Origin of the sequence: Pseudomonas sp. WOUb67 (genome assembly GCF_050058005.1) — a bacterium.
GTDB lineage: Bacteria > Pseudomonadota > Gammaproteobacteria > Pseudomonadales > Pseudomonadaceae > Aquipseudomonas > Aquipseudomonas putida_R.
The window spans coordinates 833,979-855,355 of the sequence record NZ_CP170112.1 but is presented as its reverse complement, the minus strand read 5'-3'; the positions used below and the strand labels follow the sequence as shown (position 1 = coordinate 855,355).

The window sequence follows — 21,377 nt, the reverse complement described above, 5'->3', positions numbered from 1 at the left end:
ATGCGCCGCGCGGGCGGCGCTCGATCTCACAGGCGCCAAAAACCTATCGCCTGGCCCCTGGAGGCCATCCTGCAACCTCCTGACGATCACCTCGCCGCCATTACGCGCACCCAAAAAAACCATCACAGAATCGTCCGATTCTCAGCAAGGTCCTACTTCCCGGCCAACCATTTCCTACATTAACGCCGCCCCCGAGGATTTATCCTACACACCGTGTCGACGCCCGTCTGATTGTCCAGGGAAGGCCTGCTCTCTAGGCTGACCGGGTCGCTGTCGGTTCAGCGATCGGGTGTGGAAACCCGGCAGGTAATCGGAACAGCTGTCGTCATGGCAGTTGCACGCGGGAGGCCGTATGGCCTGCCGGGGTTCCGATAGCCCGGCTTTCCACCCCGCGTGCAGCCGCCACCCTTCGCGTGGAAACGGATGGTGCCGGCCAACCTCTATCGGAGTTTGGCTATGAAAAAGATTGTTCCCGATCCACCCCTTCCCGAAACCACACAACGCCCTTTCAGCCGCTGCGATGCCGGCCATCCCCCATTGTTCACCGTAAACCCAGGCGTCTCCGCCCACGACGCCTTGGTACATGTCGCCCAGTACCTGCGCGGTGCATACGACTGCGGCTACAAAGCCCTGGAGCATCTGGATGACACAGGCAAGAGCCTGTTCTGGAGCAACCTGAATGCACTCGAAATGGCAGAAGGGCTGGTTGAGGCATTACTGGATGGGATTGAGTCACAGCCCATAAACTGAGTCGCCTGTACCGGCCTCTTCGCGGGTGAACCCGCTCCCACAGGGACCGCGTTGATCCGGATGTCAGCACCAGCCACAGAAAGGGCCACTGTTTCCAGTGGCCCCATCAGATGCTTGCTATTCATATACACACCTCAAGCCGGGGTGTGGAGGTCTCACCCTACACTGATGATTCAGCCATCGATGGGGTTCCTGATCCAGTTACTGCCGCTGAATGACAACTGGCTTCGCGCTCAAGTGAAACGCTAACAATGCCGCCCATACAGGTCAACGAATGGAACAAAGTGCAACAAAAAAAGGCCGGCTCCCTACAGAGGGAGCCGGCCTTTGTGCGTACTGCTATTGGTTGATTACTTCCCCGCAGTCAACGCGTTGTAGCTGGTCATCAAATTCCGATAATCCGGAATGTGGTTGGAGCACAGCGCAGCCAGCCCTTCAACATCGTTGCGCCAGTCGCGGTGCAGCTCGCAGGCCACGCCGAACCAGGTCATCAGCTGGGCACCCGCCTGGCTCATGCGGTCATGGGCGGCATCGCGGGTCATTTCGTTGAAGGTGCCGGAGGCATCGGTCACCACGAACACGTCGAACTCTTCTTCCAGCGCCGACAGTGCCGGGAAGGCTACGCAGACCTCAGTCACCACACCGGCAATGATCAGCTGCTTCTTGCCAGTGGCCTTCACCGCCTTGACGAAGTCTTCGTTGTCCCAGGCGTTGATCTGGCCTGGGCGGGCGATGTACGGCGCATCCGGGAACAGCGCTTTCAGTTCCGGTACCAGTGGGCCGTTGGGGCCTTGCTCGAAGCTGGTGGTGAGGATGGTTGGCAGGTTGAAGAACTTGGCCAGGTCAGCCAGGGCCAGTACGTTGTTCTTGAACTTGTCCGGCTCGATGTCGCGCACCAGGGACAGCAGGCCAGCCTGGTGGTCGACCAGCAGTACGGCAGCGTCGTCTTTGTTCAGGCGGTTGTAGGTGAATTTGCTCATGGTCTGTGCTCCTAAGGGTTATGAATTTTTCAGCAATCCGGGGTGTTTCGCGTTGATGGGCACAGATTAAAATCATCACCTTTGCTGCACTAGACTGCGAAAACCGTCCTTAGCGTTCCGTTTGGAGAACGATCATTGGAAGACCTCAACTCCCTCTACTACTTCACCCAAGTCGTGGAGCACGGCGGCTTCGCCCCGGCCGGGCGGGCGCTGGACATGCCCAAGTCGAAACTCAGCCGGCGCATCGCCGACCTTGAAGACCGCCTGGGCGTGCGCCTGCTGCACCGCACCAGCCGGCACTGCTCGCTGACCGAGATCGGCCAGGCCTACTACAACCGCTGCCTGGCCATGCGTGTGGAGGCCGAGGGCGCGGCGGAGATCATCGAGCGCAACCGCAGCGAGCCACGCGGGCTGGTGCGCATCAGTTGCCCCACCACGCTGCTCAACTCCTGGGTCGGGCCGATGTTGACCCGCTACATGCTCAAGTTCCCGCAGGTGGAGCTGTTCATCGAGAGCACCAACCGCCGCGTCGACCTGCTGCACGAGGGCTTCGACATTGCCCTGCGGGTGCGCTTTCCGCCGCTGGAGAACACCGACATGGTGATGAAGGTGCTGAGCAACAGCACCCAGTGCCTGGTCGGCCAGCCGCACTACCTAGAGCAACTGCCCAAAGGCTTCGACCCGCAGCTGCTCGGCACGCTGCCCAGCCTGCACTGGGGCAGCGCCCAGCGTGAGTACCAGTGGGAACTGTTCCAGGGTGAGGACAACAGCCGCAGCATCGTCATCCCGCATACACCGCGCATGGTGACTGACGACCTGTTTGCCCTGCGCCACTTCGTAGTGGCCGGGGTGGGGATTGCGCACTTGCCGCGGGTGGCGGTGCGCGAGGACCTGGCTTCGGGGCGCCTGGTGGAATTGCTGCCTGAGTGGCACCCGCGTTGCGGCATCGTGCATGCGATCTTCCCGTCGCGGCGCGGGTTGCTGCCTTCGGTGCGGGCATTGATTGATCATCTGGCTGAGGAGTTTGCCATCAGCGACATGGCTTGATGCCTGGGTTGCCTGCACCGGCCTCTTCGCGGGCATGCCCGCTCCCACAGGTATTGCACAGGGCTCGGGGCAGGCGCTGACCCTGTGGGAGCGGGCGCGCCCGCGAAGAGGCCGGCACAGGTTAAACAGCTCCCCCAGCACACCCTTACAAGACCCCTGACCTATCCTTGCCCCACAGTCCCGGATCATCCCCCCCGGAGCCCCCATGATCCGCGCCACCCCCGGACCAGGCCGTGCCTTGCTCGCCACCCTCGCCCTCTGCCCGGCACTCAGCCAGGCCGACGAACCCGGCTGGTCGCTGCTAAGCCGCAACTACTTCCTGCACAGCGACTTCCGCTCGCCCTCCGGCAGCGGCCAGAACTACCGCCAGGAATGGGCCCAGGGCTTCATCGGCGAGGTCCGCTCGGGCTTCACCGAAGGTACTGTCGGGGTGGGCATCGACGCCCATGGCTTCCTCGGCCTCAAACTCGACGGTGGCCGCGGCCACGCCGGCACCGGCCTGCTGCCACGCGACAGCGACGGCCGCGCCGAGTCTGACTATTCCAGCGCCGGGGCTGCGCTCAAGCTACGCCTGGGCAACACCCAGCTGCGCTATGGCGAGATGACCGTGGAAACCCCGGTGTTCGACACCGGCGACAAACGCCTGCACCCGGAATACGCCACCGGCTGGTTCGTGGAAAACGCCGACCTGCCCGACTGGCGCCTGCAGGCCGGGCGTTTCACCGCCTTCAGCAACCAGGACAACAGCGCCAGCCACGATGACTTCAGCGGCTACGGCGCCACTACCCACAACCGGGCCATCAGCCTGGCCGGTGCCACCTTCGCACCCAACGGGCCGTTCGGCGCCGCACTGTATGCCGGGCAGCTGGAAGACACCTGGCGCCAGGCCTACCTCAACCTGAACCTGGCCGAAGGCAACTGGCGCGTGGACGGCAACCTCTACAAGACCCGCGACACGGGCAGTGCCAGCGCCGGGGCCATCGACACCCTCGCCTACAGCCTGCTGGCCAGGTACAGCTTCGGTGCTCAGGCCCTGAGCCTTGCCTATCAGAAGGTCGAGGGCGACACCCCGTTCGACTTCGTCGGTGGCGACTCCATCTACCTGGCCAACTCGATCAAGTACGCCGACTTCAACGGCCCCGGCGAGCGCTCGTGGCAACTGCGCTACGACCTCAACTTCGCCACCCTCGGCGTGCCCGGCCTGAGCCTGATGGGCCGCTACGTCAGCGGCCGCGGCATCGACGGCAGCCATGCACCAGCAGGTGGCGCCTACACCGGCCAGTACGGCCAGGGCGGCAAGCACTGGGAACGCGACATCGACCTGAAATACGTGGTGCAGTCGGGTGCCGCCAAGGACCTGAGCCTGTCGTTCTCCCACGTCAGCCACCGCGCCAACCAGGCACAGGCCGGCGATGACATCGACCGCATCTACCTGATCATCGAATACCCACTCAAAGGCAGCTTCTGACATGAGCACTTCCCCTTCAGGCGCCTGGAGCCCGTTGCGCAATACAACCTTTCGCATGCTGTGGATCGCCACCATTGCCTCCAACATCGGCACCTGGATGCACGAGGTGGGCGCCGGCTGGCTGATGACCACGCTGTCGGCCAACCCGCTGCACGTGGCGCTGATCCAGGTCGCCGGCTCGCTGCCGATGTTCTTCCTTGCCCTGCCCGCTGGCGCGGCGGCGGATATCGTCGACAAACGTCGCTACCTGTTGCTGGTACAACTGTGGATGTCATCGGTCGCCGTGGTATTGGCGGCCCTGACCTTGCTCGGGCTGATGAACATCACCCTGCTGCTGGTGCTGACCCTGGCGCTGGGCATCGGCACAGCGCTGATGATGCCGGCCTGGAGCGCGCTGACGCCGGAGCTGGTGGGCAAGGAAGACCTGGCCAATGCGGTGGCCATCTCCAGTGTCGGCATCAACGTGTCGCGCGCCATCGGCCCGGCCTTGGCGGGTGTGGTGGTGAGCCTGGTCGGCCCGTGGCTGACCTTTGCCCTGAACGCCGTCTCGTTCGCCGGGGTGATCCTGGTGCTGTTCCTGTGGAAGCGTGAAGTGAAGGAACCGCTGCTGCCGGCTGAGCGGTTTGTCGGTGCCATGCGTACCGGGCTGCGTTTCGCACGCAGTGCCAAACCCTTGCAGGCCGTGCTGTTGCGGGCCGTGGCGTTTTTCTTCTGCGCCAGCGCTGGCACCTCGCTGCTGCCCTTGATCGTGCGCGGCGAAATGCACGGCACCGCTGCCGATTTCGGCCTGCTGCTGGCGGCCATCGGCATCGGTGCCGTGGCCGGCGCCACCCTGCTGCCACGCCTGCGCGAACGCATCAGCCGCGACCGCCTGGTGCTGCTCGCCAGCCTGCTGTATGCGCTGTTCTTGCTGGCCCTGGCGCTGGTGCGCAACTTCTATGTGCTGCTGCCGGCGATGCTGCTCAGCGGCGCGGCGTGGATAGCGGTGCTGTCCAACCTGCAGGTGGCGGCGCAAACCTCGGTGCCGGCCTGGGTAAGGGCGCGGGCACTGTCGGTGTACATCCTGATCTTCTTCGGCGCCATGGCTTGTGGCGGGTTGCTGTGGGGCACGCTGGCCAGCCATGCATCGATCACCCTGAGCCTGCTGCTGGCTGCAGGTGGCCTGGCGCTGGGTACGTTGCTGACCTGCAAGGTGACCCTGCCAGAAACCGAGGCCGAAGAGCTGACACCGTCGCTGCACTGGCCGGTGCCGTTGCTGAGCGATGAAACGGACAAGGAAAGCGGGCCGGTGATGGTTACCGTGGAGTACCACATCGCCCCGGCCAAGGCCGAGGCGTTCCAGCAGGCGGCGCGGGAGCTGGAGGCGATGCGCAAGCGCAATGGAGCGTTGTCCTGGGGGTTGATGCGCGACAGTGCTGACCCGGCGCTTTGGCTGGAGTTTTTCTTCGAGGAATCGTGGCTGGAGCATTTGCGGCATCACCATCGCGTCACCCGGGGTGAGCTGAAGATCGAGGCGCGGGTGCGGATGCTGCAGACCGAAGGGGTTGAGGTGAGAATTCGGCATCTGTTGGCGGGTGGGGAGCACAAGGCTCACCATTGATACCGGCTTTTCTGGCCTCTTCGCGGGCACGCCCGCTCCCACAGGGATCGTGCAGAACCTGAGGGTTGCGGTGTACCTGTGGGAGCGGGCGCGCCCGCGAAGAGGCCGGCACTGAAGGAACAAGAAAGGGGCCGATCATTGGCCCCTTTCCCATGTCAGCTCAGCTTAGAAAGCAAAGCAGGAACAACCCAGCGATCCCCAGAAGCCCTGGAAGTCATTCACCGGCACACTCGATTTGCGCGCTTTGTCATGGCTGTGCGCATGTACCCCGCACGGCCCCGAGCACTGGTGCACGGCGGCTGCCAACGATGGCGTGCCCACGCGCCAATGCCCCGGCACCTTGGCTACTGGCGACCACTCCGGCAGTACCGGCACCTGCGGCGGGCCAAGCCTGTCGAACTCGCCAGCACCGTACACCACCTTGCCATCGACGATGGTCAGCACCGACTCGATGCCTTTGATCGCCTCTTCTTCGACACTGAAGAAGTCCAGCGACAGCGCCGCCAGGTCGGCCAGCTGGCCCACCTTGATCTGGCCCTTCTTGCCCTGCTCGCTGGAGAACCAGGCGCTGCCCTGGGTGAACAGTTGCAGTGCGGTGTCGCGGTCCAGGCCCTGCGGGTACAGCTCCATGCCGCCGACGGTCTTGCCGCTGACCAGCCAGTACAGCGAAGTCCACGGGTTGTAGCTGGACACACGGGTAGCGTCGGTACCGGCGCCCACCGGCACGCCCATGTCGAGCATGCGCTTGATGGGCGGGGTCTGCTCGGCAGCCTTGGCGCCGTAGCGATCAACAAAGTACTCACCCTGGAAGGCCATGCGGTCCTGGATGGCGATACCACCGCCCAGGGCGCGCACGCGCTCGATGTTCTGCGGGGTGATGGTTTCGGCGTGGTCGAAGAACCACGGCAGGCCGTTGAACGGGATGTCGCGGTTGACCTTCTCGAACACGTCGAGCATGCGCGTGATCGATTCGTTGTAGGTGGCGTGCAGGCGGAACGGCCAGCGTTGCTCGACCAGGTGGCGCACCACCGGCTCCAGCTCTTCTTCCATGGTCTGCGGCAGGTCCGGGCGCGGTTCGAGGAAGTCCTCGAAGTCGGCGGCAGAGAACACCAGCATTTCGCCGGCGCCGTTATGGCGCAGGAAATCGGTGCCGCTGTGCAGCTTCACGCTGGAGGTCCACTTCTTGAAGTCGTCCAGCTCTTCCTTGGGCTTCTGGGTGAACAGGTTGTAGGCGATGCGCACGGTCAGCTGGTTGTTGTCGGCCAGCTCCTGGATCACCGAGTAGTCGTCGGGGAAGTTCTGGTAGCCGCCGCCGGCGTCGATGGCACTGGTCAGGCCCAGGCGGTTCAGCTCACGCATGAACTGGCGGGTCGAGTTGACCTGATACTCCAGCGGCAGCTTCGGCCCTTTGGCCAGGGTGGCGTAGAGGATCATCGCGTTCGGGCGGGCGATCAGCATGCCGGTCGGGTTGCCGAACTTGTCGCGCTGAATTTCGCCACCCGGCGGGTTCGGGGTGGCCTTGTCGTAGCCGACAGCCTTGAGCGCGGCGCGGTTGAGCAGCGCGCGGTCATACAGGTGCAACAGGAACACCGGGGTGTCGGGCGCGGCCTGGTTGATTTCTTCCAGGGTGGGCATGCGTTTTTCGGCGAACTGGAACTCGTTCCAGCCACCCACCACCCGTACCCACTGCGGTGTGGGCGTGCGCGCAGCCTGGTCCTTGAGCATGCGCAGGGCATCGGCCACCGACGGCACGCCTTCCCAGCGCAGCTCTAGGTTGTAGTTCAGGCCACCGCGGATCAGGTGCAGGTGCGAGTCGTTCAGGCCGGGGATGACCGTGCACTGCTTGAGGTCGATGATCTGCGTGGTGGCGCCCTTGTGGGCCATGGCCTCGGCGTCGTTGCCCACGGCGATGAAACGGCCGTCCTTGATGGCGGCGGCGGTCGCGGTGGGCTTTTCGCGGTCAACGGTGTGCAGTTTGCCGTTGAACAGAATCAGGTCGGCGGTCATGGAACCTCCTTGGGTGGATGCGTGAGCGGAACCGGCTTGGCCGGTGAAGGGCAATGCAGACCAGAGCGCGCCGGCCGCACCGAGCACGGTGCTGGTGGCGAGGAACTGGCGACGGGTCTTGTCGTTGCGGTCCTGGGACATGGTGTTCTCCGTCTCTGGGTGCGGCAGCGGCAGGCGCAACTGCGGAGCATGCCGGTTCAGCCTGGCGCGGGATTGCATGGATGTGCGGTGGGTGAAGATTAGCCTTGATCAGGTTTGATGCAGCGGCTCAGCCACGCAGCCAGTTGGCGCAGCGGCGGGTTACCCAAGGCATGATGTAGAACACCACGGGCAGGATGACGAACAGGTTGGCGATCAGGTTGCCGGTAATCGGGCCGCCCAGTTGCGGGAAGCGTGCAAACAAAGGCGCCAGCAGTTGCGGAATGATCATGGTCATCGGGCAGATCACCAGGTAGGTCAGCAGCGCCTGCTTCCAGCGTGGCGGTTGCGCTGCGCTGGTGCTCGGCGGGGTGAACCAGAACTCCGGGTCGTCGTGCACCTGGGTGTGGTCACCGCCTTCAAGCAGCGGCAGTACTTCATTCACCAGCGCCTGGCGTTCGCCCGAGTTGACCCAGGCCTGCAGCAGGCTGGCATCGGCGAAGCGCACCACGGTGGTGAAGTGCAGCCCGCCGTCGTCAGGGCGAATGACGTTGACGTCCAGGTGCCCCGGCTGGCGGCGCGCGGTGCTCACCGTGCGCTTGAGCCATGCTTCGTAGGTAGCCAGCGACGCGGCGCGCACCTTGTGCTGGATAACCAGGGTCACCACGTTGCGGTTGTCTTGGAGTGCGGTGTTCATCGGCGTTCCTTGGGATGAGCTTGCCCGCATCCACTGTGCAACGGTGAACGGGCGGAGGATTGGATGGGTGTGCTGCCCTTGGCGGGCACCGACTGGCGGTGCCCGGGGCAGGTCGGCTTACTTGCCGGCGTTGAAGGCGTTGTAGCTGGTCATCAGGTTGCGGTAGTCCGGGATGTGGTTGGAGCACAGCGCGGCCAGGCCTTCGACGTCGTTGCGCCAGTCACGGTGCAGCTCACAGGCCACGCCGAACCAGGTCATCAGCTGCGCGCCGGCCTGGCTCATGCGGTCGTGGGCGGCGTCGCGGGTCATGGCGTTGAAGGTGCCGGAGGCATCGGTCACCACGAACACGTCGAACTCTTCTTCCAGGGCAGCCAGGGCCGGGAAGGCAACGCACACTTCAGTCACCACGCCGGCGATGATCAGTTGCTTCTTGCCGGTGGCTTTCACGGCCTTGACGAAATCTTCGTTGTCCCAGGCGTTGATCTGGCCAGGGCGGGCGATGTACGGGGCATCAGGGAACAGGGCTTTCAGTTCCGGTACCAGCGGGCCGTTGGGGCCTTGTTCGAAGCTGGTGGTGAGGATGGTCGGCAGGTTGAAGAACTTGGCCAGGTCGGCCAGGGCCAGCACGTTGTTCTTGAACGCGTCCGGCTCGATGTCGCGGACCAGGGACAGCAGGCCAGCCTGGTGGTCGACCAGCAGTACGGCGGCGTCGTCTTTGTTCAGGCGGTTGTATTTGAAGTTGGTCATGGGGTAGCTCCTAAGGGTTTTGATGTTCAGTAAGTTGGGTGTTTCGCGTTGATGGGAGAAGATTAAAACCATCACCTTTGGAGCGGTAGATAGCGGTTTTTGGCTTTAGCGTTCTGTTTTAGGAACGATGGATTGGCGTTGTATTTGCTGGCCTCTTCGCGGGTAAACCCGCTCCCACAGGGGCCGTATATCGCTCAGGTTAGGCACAACTCCTGTGGGAGCGGGTTTACCCGCGAAGAGGCCGGCACAGGCTTCCATTGCTTGCCCGGCAAACCTGCTCTATTACTACCCACAGCCCTCCCCTCACCCCGAGACCACCATGCTGGCGTTCATCCAGTCGTCCCCGTTGTTGCTCGGTACTACCCTGATCCTGCTCGACCTCATCCTCTGGCAAGTCATCCCCATGCAGCGCCGTGCCTGGCGCATCGGCACGCGCCTGGTGATATTCCTGCTGTTCAGCTCGGTGCTGGTGGCCGCCGGCATGAGCCCGCTGCAACCGCCACCCTGGCCTGACGATGTCTCGCGCAACCTGATGGCCACGGTGTTGGCCATCGGCTGGTGGCTGTTTGGCGCGCGCACGGTCACGGTGGTGTTCGGCCTGCTGCTGGTGGCCCGTGGCAGCCATGGCGGGCGGTTGCTGCAGGATGTGCTGGGGGCGTTGATCTTCCTGGCCGCAGTAGTGGCTGCCGCAGGCTATGTGATGCAACTGCCGGTAAAGGGCTTGCTGGCCACGTCCGGGGTGATGGCCATCGTCATCGGCCTGGCGTTGCAGAGCACGCTGGCCGACGTGTTCAGCGGCATCGTGCTGAACACCACGCGGCCCTACCAGATAGGCGATTCAATCTCCATCGACGGCACCGAAGGCAAGGTGCTGGACATCGACTGGCGCGCTACGCGCCTGCTGACCGGCACCGGCAGCCTGGCGGTAATCCCCAACTCGGTGGCGGCCAAGGCCCGGCTGCTCAACCACAGCCGCCCGGCCGATGTGCATGGGGTGTCGATCAGCGTGGTGGTGCCGGCCAAGGTGCGGCCCAAGCGGGTGTTCGATGCGCTGGAAAAAGCCTTGCAAGGCGTCAGTGCCATTCTTGACACGCCAAAACCGAAAGTGACGGTGAAGGCCTCGACGCTGGAGTCTGTGGAGTACGAAGCCAGCGGCTTTGTGGCCGATGCGGGCGCCAAGGGCGACGCGCGCAACCAGCTGTTCGACCTTGCCCACCGGCACCTGGAGGCCAGCGGGGTGATGTGGAACGTGGACCTGGCCCTGCCGCCGCGCAGCCGCCAGCGTGAGGTGCTGGACGAAGTGCGGGTGTTCCGCTCGCTAAGCGATGAAGAACGCGATGCACTGAGCCAACGCATGACGGCGGTGGAATACCTGGCGGACCAGGTGATCCTGGGCGTGGGCGAGCATTCCGATCATTTGCTGGTGATTGGCAGCGGAGTGGTGTCTGCGTCGGTGCGCGATGGCGACAAGCGGATCGAGGCCGGCCGCATGGGGCCGGGTGAAGTGCTGGGGATCGAGGGGATCATCGACGAAGAGGATTCGCTGGCCGAGTTCCGCACGCTGACCAGTTGCGTGCTGTACCGGATCGACAAGGACCAGGTGAAGAGCTGTTTGCAGCAGCGAGGCGAAGTGCAGACGGCGCTGAGCAAGTTGCAGCGGTTCCGGCGTCAGAGCCGGGAGTCGTTGTTGCTGCAGAAGCCGGCCCTGATCAAGAAAGGCGGCTTCCTTAGCTGGTTGCACAAGTAAACCTGTGCCGGCCTCTTCGCGGGTAAACCCGCTCCCACAGGAACCGCACAGTCATGTGCCCTGTGGTGATCCTGTGGGAGCGGGCGCGCCCGCGAAGAGGCCAGTACTTACAACACAACCCTCAGGCATTGCCCCGCGTGGTACAGCGAGAAGCCGGACTCGTAGAACGCCGTGCGCAGCGAGGGCGCGCTGACGCCATTCATCGGCGAGAACGGAATCGGCAGGCTGTCCGCCTCCCCCTTCAGCAGAAACTCGGCAAACGCCCGACCGATCACGGTGCCGGTGGTATTACCCCGCCCGTTGTACCCGGTCACCGCCACCAGCCCCGGCGCCGGCTCGAACAGGCGCATCAGGTGGTCGGGGGTGAAGTCGATGCAGCCGGTCCAGTGCATTTCCCACTCGACCTTGCCCAACTCCGGGTAGTAGTGGCTCTGGATACGGTCGGCCCAGCTGCGCACAAACCACGCCGGCTTGTTGTCGACCCGGCCCAGGCTGCCAAGCAACAGGCGGCCCTGGTCGTCGCGGCGGATGCTGCTGAGCACGGTACGGGTGTCCCACGAGCCTTGGCCGTGTGGCAGTACCTTGTCGGCGGCGGCGCCCTGCAGCGGCTTGGACGCCACCTGGTAGTAGTAACCGCGGAAGAACTGCTTCTGCAGGTTGCTCCAGTCCCCTTCGGTGTAAGCGCCCGTGGAAATCACCACCTTGTCGGCGCGCACCGAGCCACGCGCAGTCTTTACCCGCCAGGCGTCGCCATCACGCTCCAGGCCTTCGACCGAAGACTGCTGGAACAGCTTGCCGCCCAGGCGTGCCACGGCAGCCGCCAGGCCCTGGGTGTAGCCCATGGGGTTGATGGTGCCGGCGCGGCGGTCGAGCAGCGCGGCGGAAATCTTGTTGGTACCGCAGTATTCCTGGCACTGGGCGCCGGTCAGCAGCTCCACGTCGGCACCGCGGCGGCGCCATTGCTCGTGGCGGGCCTCGAGGTCGGCGATGCCGGTGGCGTTGTGCGCCATGTGCAGCGTGCCTTTGTGCTGGGCCTGGCAGTCGATGCCGAGGCGCTCGATCATGGCGAACACTTCGCCAGGGGCTTCGCCGAGCACCTTGTTCAGGCGGCTGCCCTGCTTCTGGCCGAGGGTGGCCTCGACGTCGTCGGGGCGGATCCAGGTGCCGGCGTTGACCAGGCCGACGTTGCGCCCCGAGCCGCCGTGGCCGATCTTCCAGGCCTCCAGCAGGATCACCGACTTGCCCTGTTCGAGCAGGTGGATGGCCGCCGACAGGCCGGTAATGCCGCCGCCGATCACACAGACATCGGCCTTGTGCTCACCGGCCAGGGCCTGGGCGGCAACGGTCGGTTTGCTGACGAATTCCCACAAGCATTCTTGACGCAGTTCGGACATGGCCCGGCTCCAGCAATTTGTTCTTGTTGGGGCTGCTTTGCAGCCCATTCGCGGCACAAGGCCGCTCCTACAGGCGATCGCGATGCCTGTGTAGGAGCGGCCTTGTGCCGCGAACCGGGGGCCAGGCCCCCGGCCATGCAGCATCAATACATCAGTCGAACACGATACCCTGCGCCAGCGGCAGCTCGCGCGAGTAGTTCACGGTGTTGGTCTGGCGACGCATGTAGCCTTTCCAGGCATCCGAACCCGACTCACGACCACCGCCGGTTTCCTTCTCACCACCAAACGCACCGCCGATTTCGGCGCCGCTGGTGCCGATGTTGACGTTGGCGATACCGCAGTCGCTGCCCGAAGCACTCTGGAAGCGCTCGGCTTCACGGATGTCGGTGGTGAAGATGCACGACGACAGGCCTTGTGGCACTTCGTTGTTCAGGCGCAGGGCCTCTTCGAAGTCGTCGTAGGCCAGCACGTACAGGATCGGGGCGAAGGTTTCGTGGCGCACCACGTCGCTCTGCGCCGGCATTTCGGCAATGGCAGGCGACACGTAGTAGGCGTTCGGGTACTGGTCGGCCAGCTGACGCTCGCCACCAAACACCTGGCCACCTTCGTCGCGGGCCTTGGCCAGCGCGCCCTGCATGGCGTCGAACGACAGCTTGTCGATCAGCGGGCCTACCAGGTTGTCCTTGCGCGGGTCGCCGATGCGCACTTTGCCGTAGGCGGCTTTGACGCGGGCAACCACTTCGTCCTTGATCGAGCGGTGCACGATCAGGCGGCGCAGGGTGGTGCAACGCTGGCCGGCGGTGCCGACAGCCGAGAACAGGATGCCGCGCACGGCCAGGTCCAGGTCGGCGCTCGGCGCCAGGATCATGGCGTTGTTGCCGCCCAGTTCGAGGATGCTGCGGCCGAAGCGGGCAGCCACACGTGGGCCCACTTCACGGCCCATGCGGGTGCTGCCGGTAGCGCTGACCAGCGGTACGCGCGGGTCATCGACCATGGCTTCGCCCGCTTCACGGCCGCCGATCACCAGTTGTGCCAGGCCAGCCGGGGCGTCGCCGAAGGCTTTCAGGGCTTTTTCGAACAGCGCCTGGCAGGCCAGGGCGGTCAGCGGGGTCTTTTCAGACGGTTTCCACACCACCGAGTTACCGGCCACCAGGGCCAGGGCGGTGTTCCAGGCCCACACAGCAACCGGGAAGTTGAAGGCGCTGATCACGCCAACCACGCCCAGCGGGTGCCAGGTTTCACGCATGTGGTGGCCCGGGCGCTCGGAGGCGATGGTCAGGCCGTACAGCTGGCGCGACAGGCCAACGGCGAAGTCGCAGATGTCGATCATTTCCTGCACTTCGCCCAGGCCTTCCTGGGTAATCTTGCCGGCTTCGATCGAGACCAGCTCGCCTAGGTCGGCCTTGTGCTCACGCAGCACTTCGCCGAACAGGCGCACCAGTTCGCCACGGCGCGGGGCCGGCATGGTGCGCCAGGCGTCGAAGGCGCTCTGGGCCTGATCGATGCGGGCGATGGTCTCGGCCTTGCCGAGCAATTTCACCGAGGCGATCTGGCTGCCGTCGATCGGCGTGTGAACAGGGTAGTCGCCCTGGGTGTAAGCCTCGGCGGCAACGCCAAGGCGCTCGAGCAATCCAGCAACCATTTGTGCATCTCCTACATCGGTGATGGGGTGGAAAAATGATGTGGATCAGTATTAATCCGATCACATAGGTACAACAAACGACCTTTATTCCGCATATCATTCCGTCAGGTAATGATTTGAGCCGCAGAGACCGCTATGTCCAAACGCCTGGTGCCTTCCATGACCGCCCTGCAGTGCTTTGAAGCTGCAGCCCGCCATTTGAGCTTTACCCGTGCCGCCGAAGAACTGCACCTGACCCAGAGCGCCGTCAGCAAGCAGGTGGCGCAGCTTGAAGACATGCTGCGCCACCACCTGTTCCTGCGCATCCGCCGCCGCCTGCAACTGACGCCAGCCGGCAGCCTGTACCTGGCCGAGGTCAACAAGATCCTCACCCAGGTGGATATGTCCAGCCGCTACGTGCTCACCTACGGCGAGCAGACCGAGATATTGAAGGTAGCCACTCAACCGAGTTTTGGCGTGCGCTGGTTGATCCCGCATCTCAAGGGTTTTGGCAAGCGCCACACCAACATCCACCTGGACATCCGCAACGAGATGGAGCCGTTCGCCCTGCTGCAGGGCTCGGCGGACGTGGTGTTCTTCTATGGCCAGGGCACCTGGCCGGGGGCCACCTGCGTGGAGCTGTTCCGTGAGGAAGTAGTGCCGGTGTGTGCCCCGGAGCTGCTGGCCGGGCGCACGCTGGGCGATGCTGCAGACCTGGCCGACCTGGTGCTGCTGCAAAGCACGTCACGGCCAGAGGCCTGGCATGAGTGGTTCCTGGAGCTGGGCTTGCAGAGTGTCAGCGCGTACCACGGGCCGCGCTTCGATACGTTCTATATGGCGTTGAGCGCAGCGCAGGCCGGGTGCGGGGTGGCGCTGGTGCCGCGGTACCTGGCGGCGAAGGAGCTGGCCGAGGGGAGTTTGGTGGTGCCTTGGAACCATGCGATGCGCAGCGCGGGGGCGCATTACCTGGCGTATGCCGAGCATGCGGCGGAGGTGCCCAAGGTGCGGGCGTTGGTGGAGTGGATTCACGAGCAGCTTCAGGCTTGAGATTGCCGGGGCCGCTTTGCGACCCATTCGCGGCACAAGGCCGCTCCTACACAAAGCAACGCGGTCCCCTGTAGGAGCGGCCTTGTGCCGCGAATGGGCTGCAACGCAGCCCCAATGGCCCTGGAGGTCGATCAAAAAAGGAATGACACACTCACTTTTTTTCGCTTGTGAGCCAAGTGCATTCCCAGCTTTCATGTAAGCGTCCGAACCCAACCAGGAAGCTAGCGATGCCCGCCCACGATTTCGTCAGCCCAGACAGCATTCGCGCGCAGTTCTCTGCCGCCATGTCGCTCATGTACAAACAGGAAGTGCCGCTGTACGGCACGTTGCTGGAGCTGGTGAGCGAAATCAACCAGCAGGTCATGGCCCAGCAGCCCCAGGTTGCCGAGGCCCTGCGCTGGACCGGCGAAATCGAGCGCCTGGACCACGAGCGCCACGGCGCCATCCGCGTGGGCACCGCCGAAGAGCTGGCCACCATCGCCCGCCTGTTCGCCGTCATGGGCATGCAGCCGGTCGGCTACTACGACCTCAGCTCTGCCGGCGTGCCGGTGCACTCCACCGCGTTCCGCGCGGTGCACGAGCAGTCGCTGCACGTCAGCCCGTTCCGTGTGTTCACCTCGCTGCTGCGCCTGGAGCTGATCGACAACCCGCAGCTGCGTGAGCTGGCCCAGAGCATCCTGGCCAAGCGCCAGATCTTCACCTCCCGCGCCCTCGAACTCATCGCCCAGTGCGAGCGTGATGGCGGCCTGAACGCTGCAGATGCCGAAGCGTTCGTGCAGGAAGCGCTGCACACCTTCCGCTGGCACCACGACGCGACCGTCACCGCCGAGCAGTACCAGCAACTGCACGATCAGCACCGCCTGATTGCCGATGTGGTGGCCTTCAAGGGCCCGCACATCAACCACTTGACCCCGCGCACCCTGGACATCGATGCGATCCAGCTGGGCATGCCGGCCAAGGGCATCCCGCCGAAAGCCGTGGTCGAAGGCCCGCCCACCCGCCGCCACCCGATCCTGCTGCGCCAGACCAGCTTCAAGGCCTTGCAGGAAAAGGTCGCGTTCAGCGACCAGCAAGGTAGCGAAGGCAGCCACACCGCGCGCTTTGGCGAAATCGAGCAACGTGGCGCGGCCCTGACGCCGAAAGGCCGCCAGCTGTACGACAAGCTGCTCGATGCCACCCGCGCCGCCCTGGGTGGCGCACCGGCCGAAGCCAATGCCGAGCGCTACATGGCCTTGCTCAACGATACCTTTGCCGAATTCCCGGATGACCTGGCGCAGATGCGTGAGCAGGGCCTGGCGTACTTCCGCTACTTTGCCACCGAGAAAGGCCTGGCCGCGCGTGACCAGGAAGGCCGCCCGACTACCCTGCAAGGGCTGATCGACGCTGGCCATGTGCATTTCGAGGCGCTGGTGTACGAGGACTTCCTGCCGGTAAGTGCGGCGGGGATCTTCCAGTCCAACCTGGGCGACGATGCGCAGGCCGAATATGGCAGCAATGCCAACCGCGATGCGTTCGAAGCGGCGCTGGGGCTGCAGGTGCAGGATGAGCTGGCCCTGTATGCGCAAAGCGAGCGGCGGTCGCTGCAGGCCTGTGCACAAGCGTTGAACCTGGGGGCGATGTAAGGCATTCCGGCCTCTTCGCGGGTGAACCCGCTCCCACAGGTACTGCGCAATACCTGTGGGAGCGGGCTAGCCCGCGAAAGGGCCGGCACAGGCGATCAGAGAGGCGGCAGGATTTCCACATCCGGCAAATCCATCGCTGCCACCTCGTCTGCCAGAAAATCACTCAAGCGCCGTAACCGCTCGCCACCCGGCCGGGTACGTGGCCATACCAGGTAGTAGTCCATCCCGCTGGGCACTGCCGTCGGCCAGGGCAGGCTCAACCGCCCCTGCGCCACATCTTCGGCCACCATCAGCAAATCGCCCATGGAAATCCCGTACCCACGCGCAGCGGCAATCATGCCCAGCTCCAGGGTGTCGAACACCTGCCCGCCCTTGAGCGACACCTTGTCGCCAAGCCCCATGCGCTCCAGCCATTCCCGCCAGTCACGCTTGTCCACCGTGGGGTGCAGCAGTTCGATAGAGGCCAGCCGGCATACATCCCAGGGCTCTTCGTCGAGCAGGTCTGGCGCACCGACCGGGATCAGCAACTCCGGAAACAGCTTGCGCACCTCCCACTCCGCCGGGAAAACACCGTCGCTGAGCAATACCGCGCAATCGAACGGCTCCTGGTTGAAGTCCACATGGTCGACGTCCATCCAGGCGCTGGTCAGCTGCACTTCGTTACCCGGTTTCAGGTGCCGGAAGCGGCTCAGGCACGCCAGCAACCAGCGCATGGTCAAGGTGGACGGGGCTTTCATGCGCAGGATGTCATCTTCGCCGCGCAAGTTATCGCAGGCCCGCTCCAGCGCCGCAAAGCCTTCGCGCACCCCAGGCAACAGCACCCGCGCCGCTTCGGTCAGTTGCAGGCTGCGGCCACTGCGCACGAACAGCCGGCAGGCAAAATGCTGTTCCAGCGTGCGGATATGCCGGCTGACAGCGCTCTGGGTAATCGACAACTCTTCGCCGGCACGGGTGAACGAGCAATGCCGTGCAGCCGCTTCGAATGCGCGCAGGGCATACAACGGGGGGAGCTGACGGGACATGAGGCACCTGCCGTTACGGGACTGTGGAGCGAATCACCAGAAAGCATATATACATGAGTCAGACTCATGCCAATGATCGCTTTTATCCTTTTGTGCAAAGTTGACCAAAGCCTCAGAATCGCCCTTCGTTGTTTTCCCCAGGAAAAAGGACCACCCCCATGCATGTCGCGCCCACCACAGAACTCAAGGCTTTGCTGCGCCTGGCCGGGCCGCTGATCGCCTCGCAGTTGGCGCACATGCTGATGGTGCTGACCGACACCCTGATGATGGCCCGCATCAGCCCGCAAGCGCTGGCCGGTGGCGGCCTGGGTGCGGCAAGCTACTCGTTCGTGTCGATCTTCTGCCTGGGCGTGATCGCTGCGGTCGGCACCCTGGTGGCGATCCGCAAGGGCGCCAACGACATCGAAGGCGCCACCCGCCTGGCACAGAACGGGCTGTGGCTGGCCTGGGGGCTGTCACTGGTAGCCGCGCTGGCGCTGTGGAACCTGGAGCCTGTTCTGCTGATGTTTGGCCAGCAACCGGAAAACGTCGCCTCTGCCAGCGAATTCCTTACCCTGCTGCCACTGGCGTTGCCCAGCTACCTGACCTTCATGGCCTTGCGTGGTTTTACCAGCGCGCTGGGCCGCTCGACCCCGGTGATGGTGATCAGTGTGGTCGGCACGGTGCTCAACTACCTGTTCAACGTGGCGTTGATCGAAGGCATGTTCGGCCTGCCAAAGCTGGGCCTGATGGGCATCGGCCTTGTTACCGCAGTGGTATCGCTGGGCATGGCCATCGCCCTGGCGCTGTACATCCGCTGGCATTCGGCCTATGCCGCCTACCCGCTGCGCAAGGGCCTGTCACGCCCTTCGCTGCCGGCCCTGCGCGAGCTGTGGCGGTTGGGCCTGCCGATTGGCGGCACCTACATGGTGGAAGTGGGCCTGTTCGCCTTTGCTGCGCTTTGCATGGGGGTACTGGGCAGCACCGAACTGGCCGCGCACCAGATCGCCCTGCAGATCGTGTCCACGGCGTTCATGGTGCCGACGGGCTTGTCCTATGCGGTGACCATGCGCGTGGGCTTGTACTACGGCGCCGGCAACCTGCTGGCGGCACGCAGTGCCGGGCGCGTGGGCATCGGGTTCGGGGCAATGATCATGTTTGCCTTCGCCGCGCTGTTCCTGCTGCTGCCCGAAGCGCTGGTGGGGCTGTTCATCGACCGTAATGACCCGGCCTTCGCCGCGATCTTCCAGGTGGCCGTGCAGTTGTTGATGGTGGCGGCGTGGTTCGAGCTGTTCGATGGCATGCAGACGATTGCCATGGGCTCGATCCGGGGGCTGAAGGATGCCAAGACCACCTTCCTGATCGGGCTGGTGTGCTACTGGCTGGTGGGGGCGCCGAGCGCCTGGTTGTTCACCTTTACCCTGGGCGGCGGTGCGGTGGGCATCTGGTGGGGGCTGGCGCTGGGGCTGGCCTGTGCGGCGGTGGCGCTGACCTTTGGCTTTGAATGGCGGATGAAGCGGTTGTTAGGCAAGGCTGGGGGTCGTGCTGAGGCTACTGCTTCGGCATGATTACAGGGCCTCTTCGCGGGTAAACCCGCTCCCACAGGGATTGCGCAATCCCTGTGGGAGCGGGTTTACCCGCGAAAGGGCCCTAAAGGACAGCATCCAACTGACGGCCAGGCACCTTCAGCAAAAAATCGATCAACTCCCCCACCGGCAGCGGCTTGCTGACCAAAAAGCCCTGCACCTGATCACAGCCAAACCCGCGCAACAACGCCAGCTGCTCTTCGCTCTCCACCCCCTCGGCCACCACTTCAAGGTTGAGGTTGTGCGCCAGGTTGATCATGGCGTGCACCAGCTTGCGGTTCTCCTCGCGCATTTCCATTCCCGCAACAAAGCTGCGGTCCACCTTGAGCAAGGTGATCGGCAAGCTGTTGAGGTGCACGAACGAAGAAAACCCGGTGCCGAAATCGTCGAGCGAGAAGCGCACGCCCAGGCGGCCGAGGGCGTCCATGGTCTGGCGCACCAGCTCGTTGCGGCGCATCACCGCCGTTTCGGTCAGTTCGAACTCCAGCCAGCGGGCGTCCACACCATGCTCAAGGATCAGGCGACTCAGGGTAGCCAGCAGCTGGCTATCCTGGAACTGGCGGAAACTCAGGTTGACCGCCATGTGCAGCGGCTCCAGGCCGCGCTCGCACAGCGCCTGCATGTCGCGCAGGGCGCGGGAAATTACCCAGTAGCCCAAGGGCACGATCAGGCCGCTTTGCTCGGCCAGGGGCACGAACTCGCTGGGCGGTAACAGCCCGCGTTCGGCATGGCGCCAGCGCACCAGCGCCTCCAGGCCGACAATGCGCCCGTCGGCCAGGTCGAGCCGCGGCTGATAGTGCAGCTCCAGCTCGTCACGGCGCAGCGCACGGCGCAGTTCGCTTTCCAGGTCGGCAAGGCTGCGGGCGTTGCGATTGATGCGTTCATTGAACACATGGAAGGTACAGCCCTGGCTACCCTTGGCCTGGCGCATGGCGATGTGCGCATGCCACATCAGCGGGTCGGCACCGCTCTGCGCGCGGGCATGGGCCAAGCCCAGGCTGCAACCCAGCAGCAGGCTTTCGCCGTCGATCCAGTAGGGTTCGGCCAGGGCCTCGACGATACGCTCGGCAATCCATTCGGCGCGGTTGGCGTCGCGGCGGGTGTCGATCAGCAAGGCGAATTCGTCGCTGCCCAGTCGGGCCAGTTGGTCGCCTGCTTCGAGCTGGTTTTGCAGCCGCGCCACCACTTGCAGGATCAGGCGGTCGCCGCTCTGGTGGCCGAGCGCATCGTTGACGTGGCGGAAGTTGTCCAGGTCCAGGTGGCCCAAGGCAATGCCGCGGCCTTCGTTCTCGGCCAGGCGCGCGGTCAGCAAGGCCTGGAACCCCTGGCGGTTGGCGATGCCGGTGAGTGGGTCCTGTTCGGCCAGGCGCTGCAAGGTGGCCACCAGCACCCCGCGCTCGCGCACATGGCGCAGCGAGCGGCGCAGGGTGTCGGCATTAAGCAGGTCGCGTACCAGCCAGTCACTGACGGCACTGGGCGCTACCTCGGGCTCGTGGTCGAGCAGCAGGATGGTCGGCAGCTCGCAGCGCCCGGGCGCCGGCTGCAAGGCCGGGGTTGCCAGCACCACGGCCTGGCGGTCATGGCTGAACAGGCTATCGACCGAGTCCCAGTCAGGCGCGGTCAGCAGCACGGCACTGCCGTTAAGGGCAGGCATGCATGCGTGCAACAAGGCGGCCCATTGCGGCTCATCAGCCAACAGCAGCAAACGCAAAGGTTCGACAGGCGTGGACAAGCGGGCTCCTTAGGACTTCACGGTGCAACGATATCTGCCAGTATGGCCAGTATGCTACTGCATTAATGAAAATGATTTTCACTTTTATACATGTATTTGCGGGCGTAGCATCCCGACGTATTTTGTCGTGCATCCTGCTCGAAACGAGAGGAACCGGCAAATATGATTTTTTCCTCTAGTAGCATTAGTCACA

16 protein-coding genes are annotated in these 21,377 nt (G+C 64.2%); 8 read left to right on the top strand and 8 right to left on the bottom strand.

Annotation, left to right across the window (positions count from 1 at the left end):
- The first annotated feature begins 456 nt into the window (after positions 1-456).
- Complete coding sequence (locus tag ABOC32_RS03820) at positions 457-750, top strand: hypothetical protein (RefSeq protein WP_426810172.1); 294 nt, start codon at positions 457-459, stop codon at positions 748-750.
- A 350-nt stretch (positions 751-1,100) separates the two neighbouring features.
- Here the strand turns inward: ABOC32_RS03820 and ycaC (ABOC32_RS03815) are convergent, their stop codons facing one another.
- Complete coding sequence (gene ycaC, locus ABOC32_RS03815; RefSeq protein ID WP_012274792.1) at positions 1,101-1,730, bottom strand: isochorismate family cysteine hydrolase YcaC; 630 nt, start codon at positions 1,728-1,730, stop codon at positions 1,101-1,103.
- Between the two features lie 135 nt (positions 1,731-1,865).
- Here ycaC (ABOC32_RS03815) and ABOC32_RS03810 point away from each other — a divergent pair, with 135 nt between their 5' ends.
- From ABOC32_RS03810 to ABOC32_RS03800, 3 genes are all read left to right on the top strand, one after another.
- Positions 1,866-2,777 (top strand): LysR substrate-binding domain-containing protein, encoded by a 912-nt coding sequence (locus ABOC32_RS03810; RefSeq protein ID WP_426810171.1) that lies wholly within the window; start codon positions 1,866-1,868, stop codon positions 2,775-2,777.
- 205 nt (positions 2,778-2,982) lie between these two features.
- Complete coding sequence (locus ABOC32_RS03805) at positions 2,983-4,245, top strand: OprD family porin (RefSeq protein ID WP_426810170.1); 1,263 nt, start codon at positions 2,983-2,985, stop codon at positions 4,243-4,245.
- Position 4,246: 1 nt separating this feature from the next.
- The gene (locus tag ABOC32_RS03800) at positions 4,247-5,845 is read left to right on the top strand and encodes an MFS transporter (RefSeq protein WP_426810169.1); all 1,599 of its coding nucleotides are present in this window, start codon (positions 4,247-4,249) and stop codon (positions 5,843-5,845) included.
- 165 nt (positions 5,846-6,010) lie between these two features.
- Here ABOC32_RS03800 and ABOC32_RS03795 read toward each other — a convergent pair whose 3' ends face one another.
- The 3 genes from ABOC32_RS03795 to ycaC (ABOC32_RS03785) all read right to left on the bottom strand — a co-directional run bounded on the left by ABOC32_RS03795 (position 6,011) and on the right by ycaC (ABOC32_RS03785) (position 9,434).
- Entirely contained in the window at positions 6,011-7,852 is a 1,842-nt protein-coding gene (locus ABOC32_RS03795; protein ID WP_426811561.1) for an amidohydrolase, read from the bottom strand.
- A 268-nt stretch (positions 7,853-8,120) separates the two neighbouring features.
- Entirely contained in the window at positions 8,121-8,687 is a 567-nt protein-coding gene (locus ABOC32_RS03790; RefSeq protein ID WP_426810168.1) for an antibiotic biosynthesis monooxygenase, read from the bottom strand.
- 117 nt (positions 8,688-8,804) lie between these two features.
- Positions 8,805-9,434 carry an isochorismate family cysteine hydrolase YcaC gene (gene ycaC, locus ABOC32_RS03785; RefSeq protein ID WP_019472736.1) on the bottom strand — a complete coding sequence of 210 codons (630 nt, stop codon included), beginning with the start codon at positions 9,432-9,434 and terminating at the stop codon, positions 8,805-8,807.
- A gap of 319 nt (positions 9,435-9,753) precedes the next feature.
- Here ycaC (ABOC32_RS03785) and ABOC32_RS03780 point away from each other — a divergent pair, with 319 nt between their 5' ends.
- Positions 9,754-11,181, top strand: a complete 1,428-nt coding sequence (locus ABOC32_RS03780; RefSeq protein WP_426810167.1) for a mechanosensitive ion channel domain-containing protein — start codon at positions 9,754-9,756, stop codon at positions 11,179-11,181.
- 107 nt (positions 11,182-11,288) lie between these two features.
- Here ABOC32_RS03780 and amaA read toward each other — a convergent pair whose 3' ends face one another.
- On the bottom strand, positions 11,289-12,575 hold the full coding sequence (gene amaA / locus ABOC32_RS03775) for an L-pipecolate oxidase (RefSeq protein ID WP_264361210.1): 1,287 nt from the start codon (positions 12,573-12,575) through the stop codon (positions 11,289-11,291).
- A gap of 151 nt (positions 12,576-12,726) precedes the next feature.
- Entirely contained in the window at positions 12,727-14,217 is a 1,491-nt protein-coding gene (gene amaB / locus ABOC32_RS03770) for an L-piperidine-6-carboxylate dehydrogenase (RefSeq protein WP_426810166.1), read from the bottom strand.
- A 135-nt stretch (positions 14,218-14,352) separates the two neighbouring features.
- Here amaB and ABOC32_RS03765 point away from each other — a divergent pair, with 135 nt between their 5' ends.
- Together ABOC32_RS03765 and hglS are read left to right on the top strand one after the other, a co-directional pair.
- Complete coding sequence (locus ABOC32_RS03765) at positions 14,353-15,243, top strand: LysR family transcriptional regulator (protein WP_426810165.1); 891 nt, start codon at positions 14,353-14,355, stop codon at positions 15,241-15,243.
- Between the two features lie 227 nt (positions 15,244-15,470).
- Entirely contained in the window at positions 15,471-16,865 is a 1,395-nt protein-coding gene (gene hglS / locus ABOC32_RS03760) for a 2-oxoadipate dioxygenase/decarboxylase HglS (protein WP_426810164.1), read from the top strand.
- 95 nt (positions 16,866-16,960) lie between these two features.
- On the opposite strand, the gene ABOC32_RS03755 is transcribed toward hglS, so the two are convergent.
- Complete coding sequence (locus ABOC32_RS03755) at positions 16,961-17,887, bottom strand: LysR substrate-binding domain-containing protein (protein ID WP_426810163.1); 927 nt, start codon at positions 17,885-17,887, stop codon at positions 16,961-16,963.
- Between the two features lie 158 nt (positions 17,888-18,045).
- Between ABOC32_RS03755 and ABOC32_RS03750 the strand changes: the two genes are divergently transcribed.
- Positions 18,046-19,434, top strand: a complete 1,389-nt coding sequence (locus ABOC32_RS03750; RefSeq protein WP_426810162.1) for a NorM family multidrug efflux MATE transporter — start codon at positions 18,046-18,048, stop codon at positions 19,432-19,434.
- An 82-nt stretch (positions 19,435-19,516) separates the two neighbouring features.
- Here ABOC32_RS03750 and ABOC32_RS03745 read toward each other — a convergent pair whose 3' ends face one another.
- Complete coding sequence (locus tag ABOC32_RS03745) at positions 19,517-21,184, bottom strand: putative bifunctional diguanylate cyclase/phosphodiesterase (protein ID WP_426810161.1); 1,668 nt, start codon at positions 21,182-21,184, stop codon at positions 19,517-19,519.
- Between the last annotated feature and the right edge of the window lie 193 nt (positions 21,185-21,377).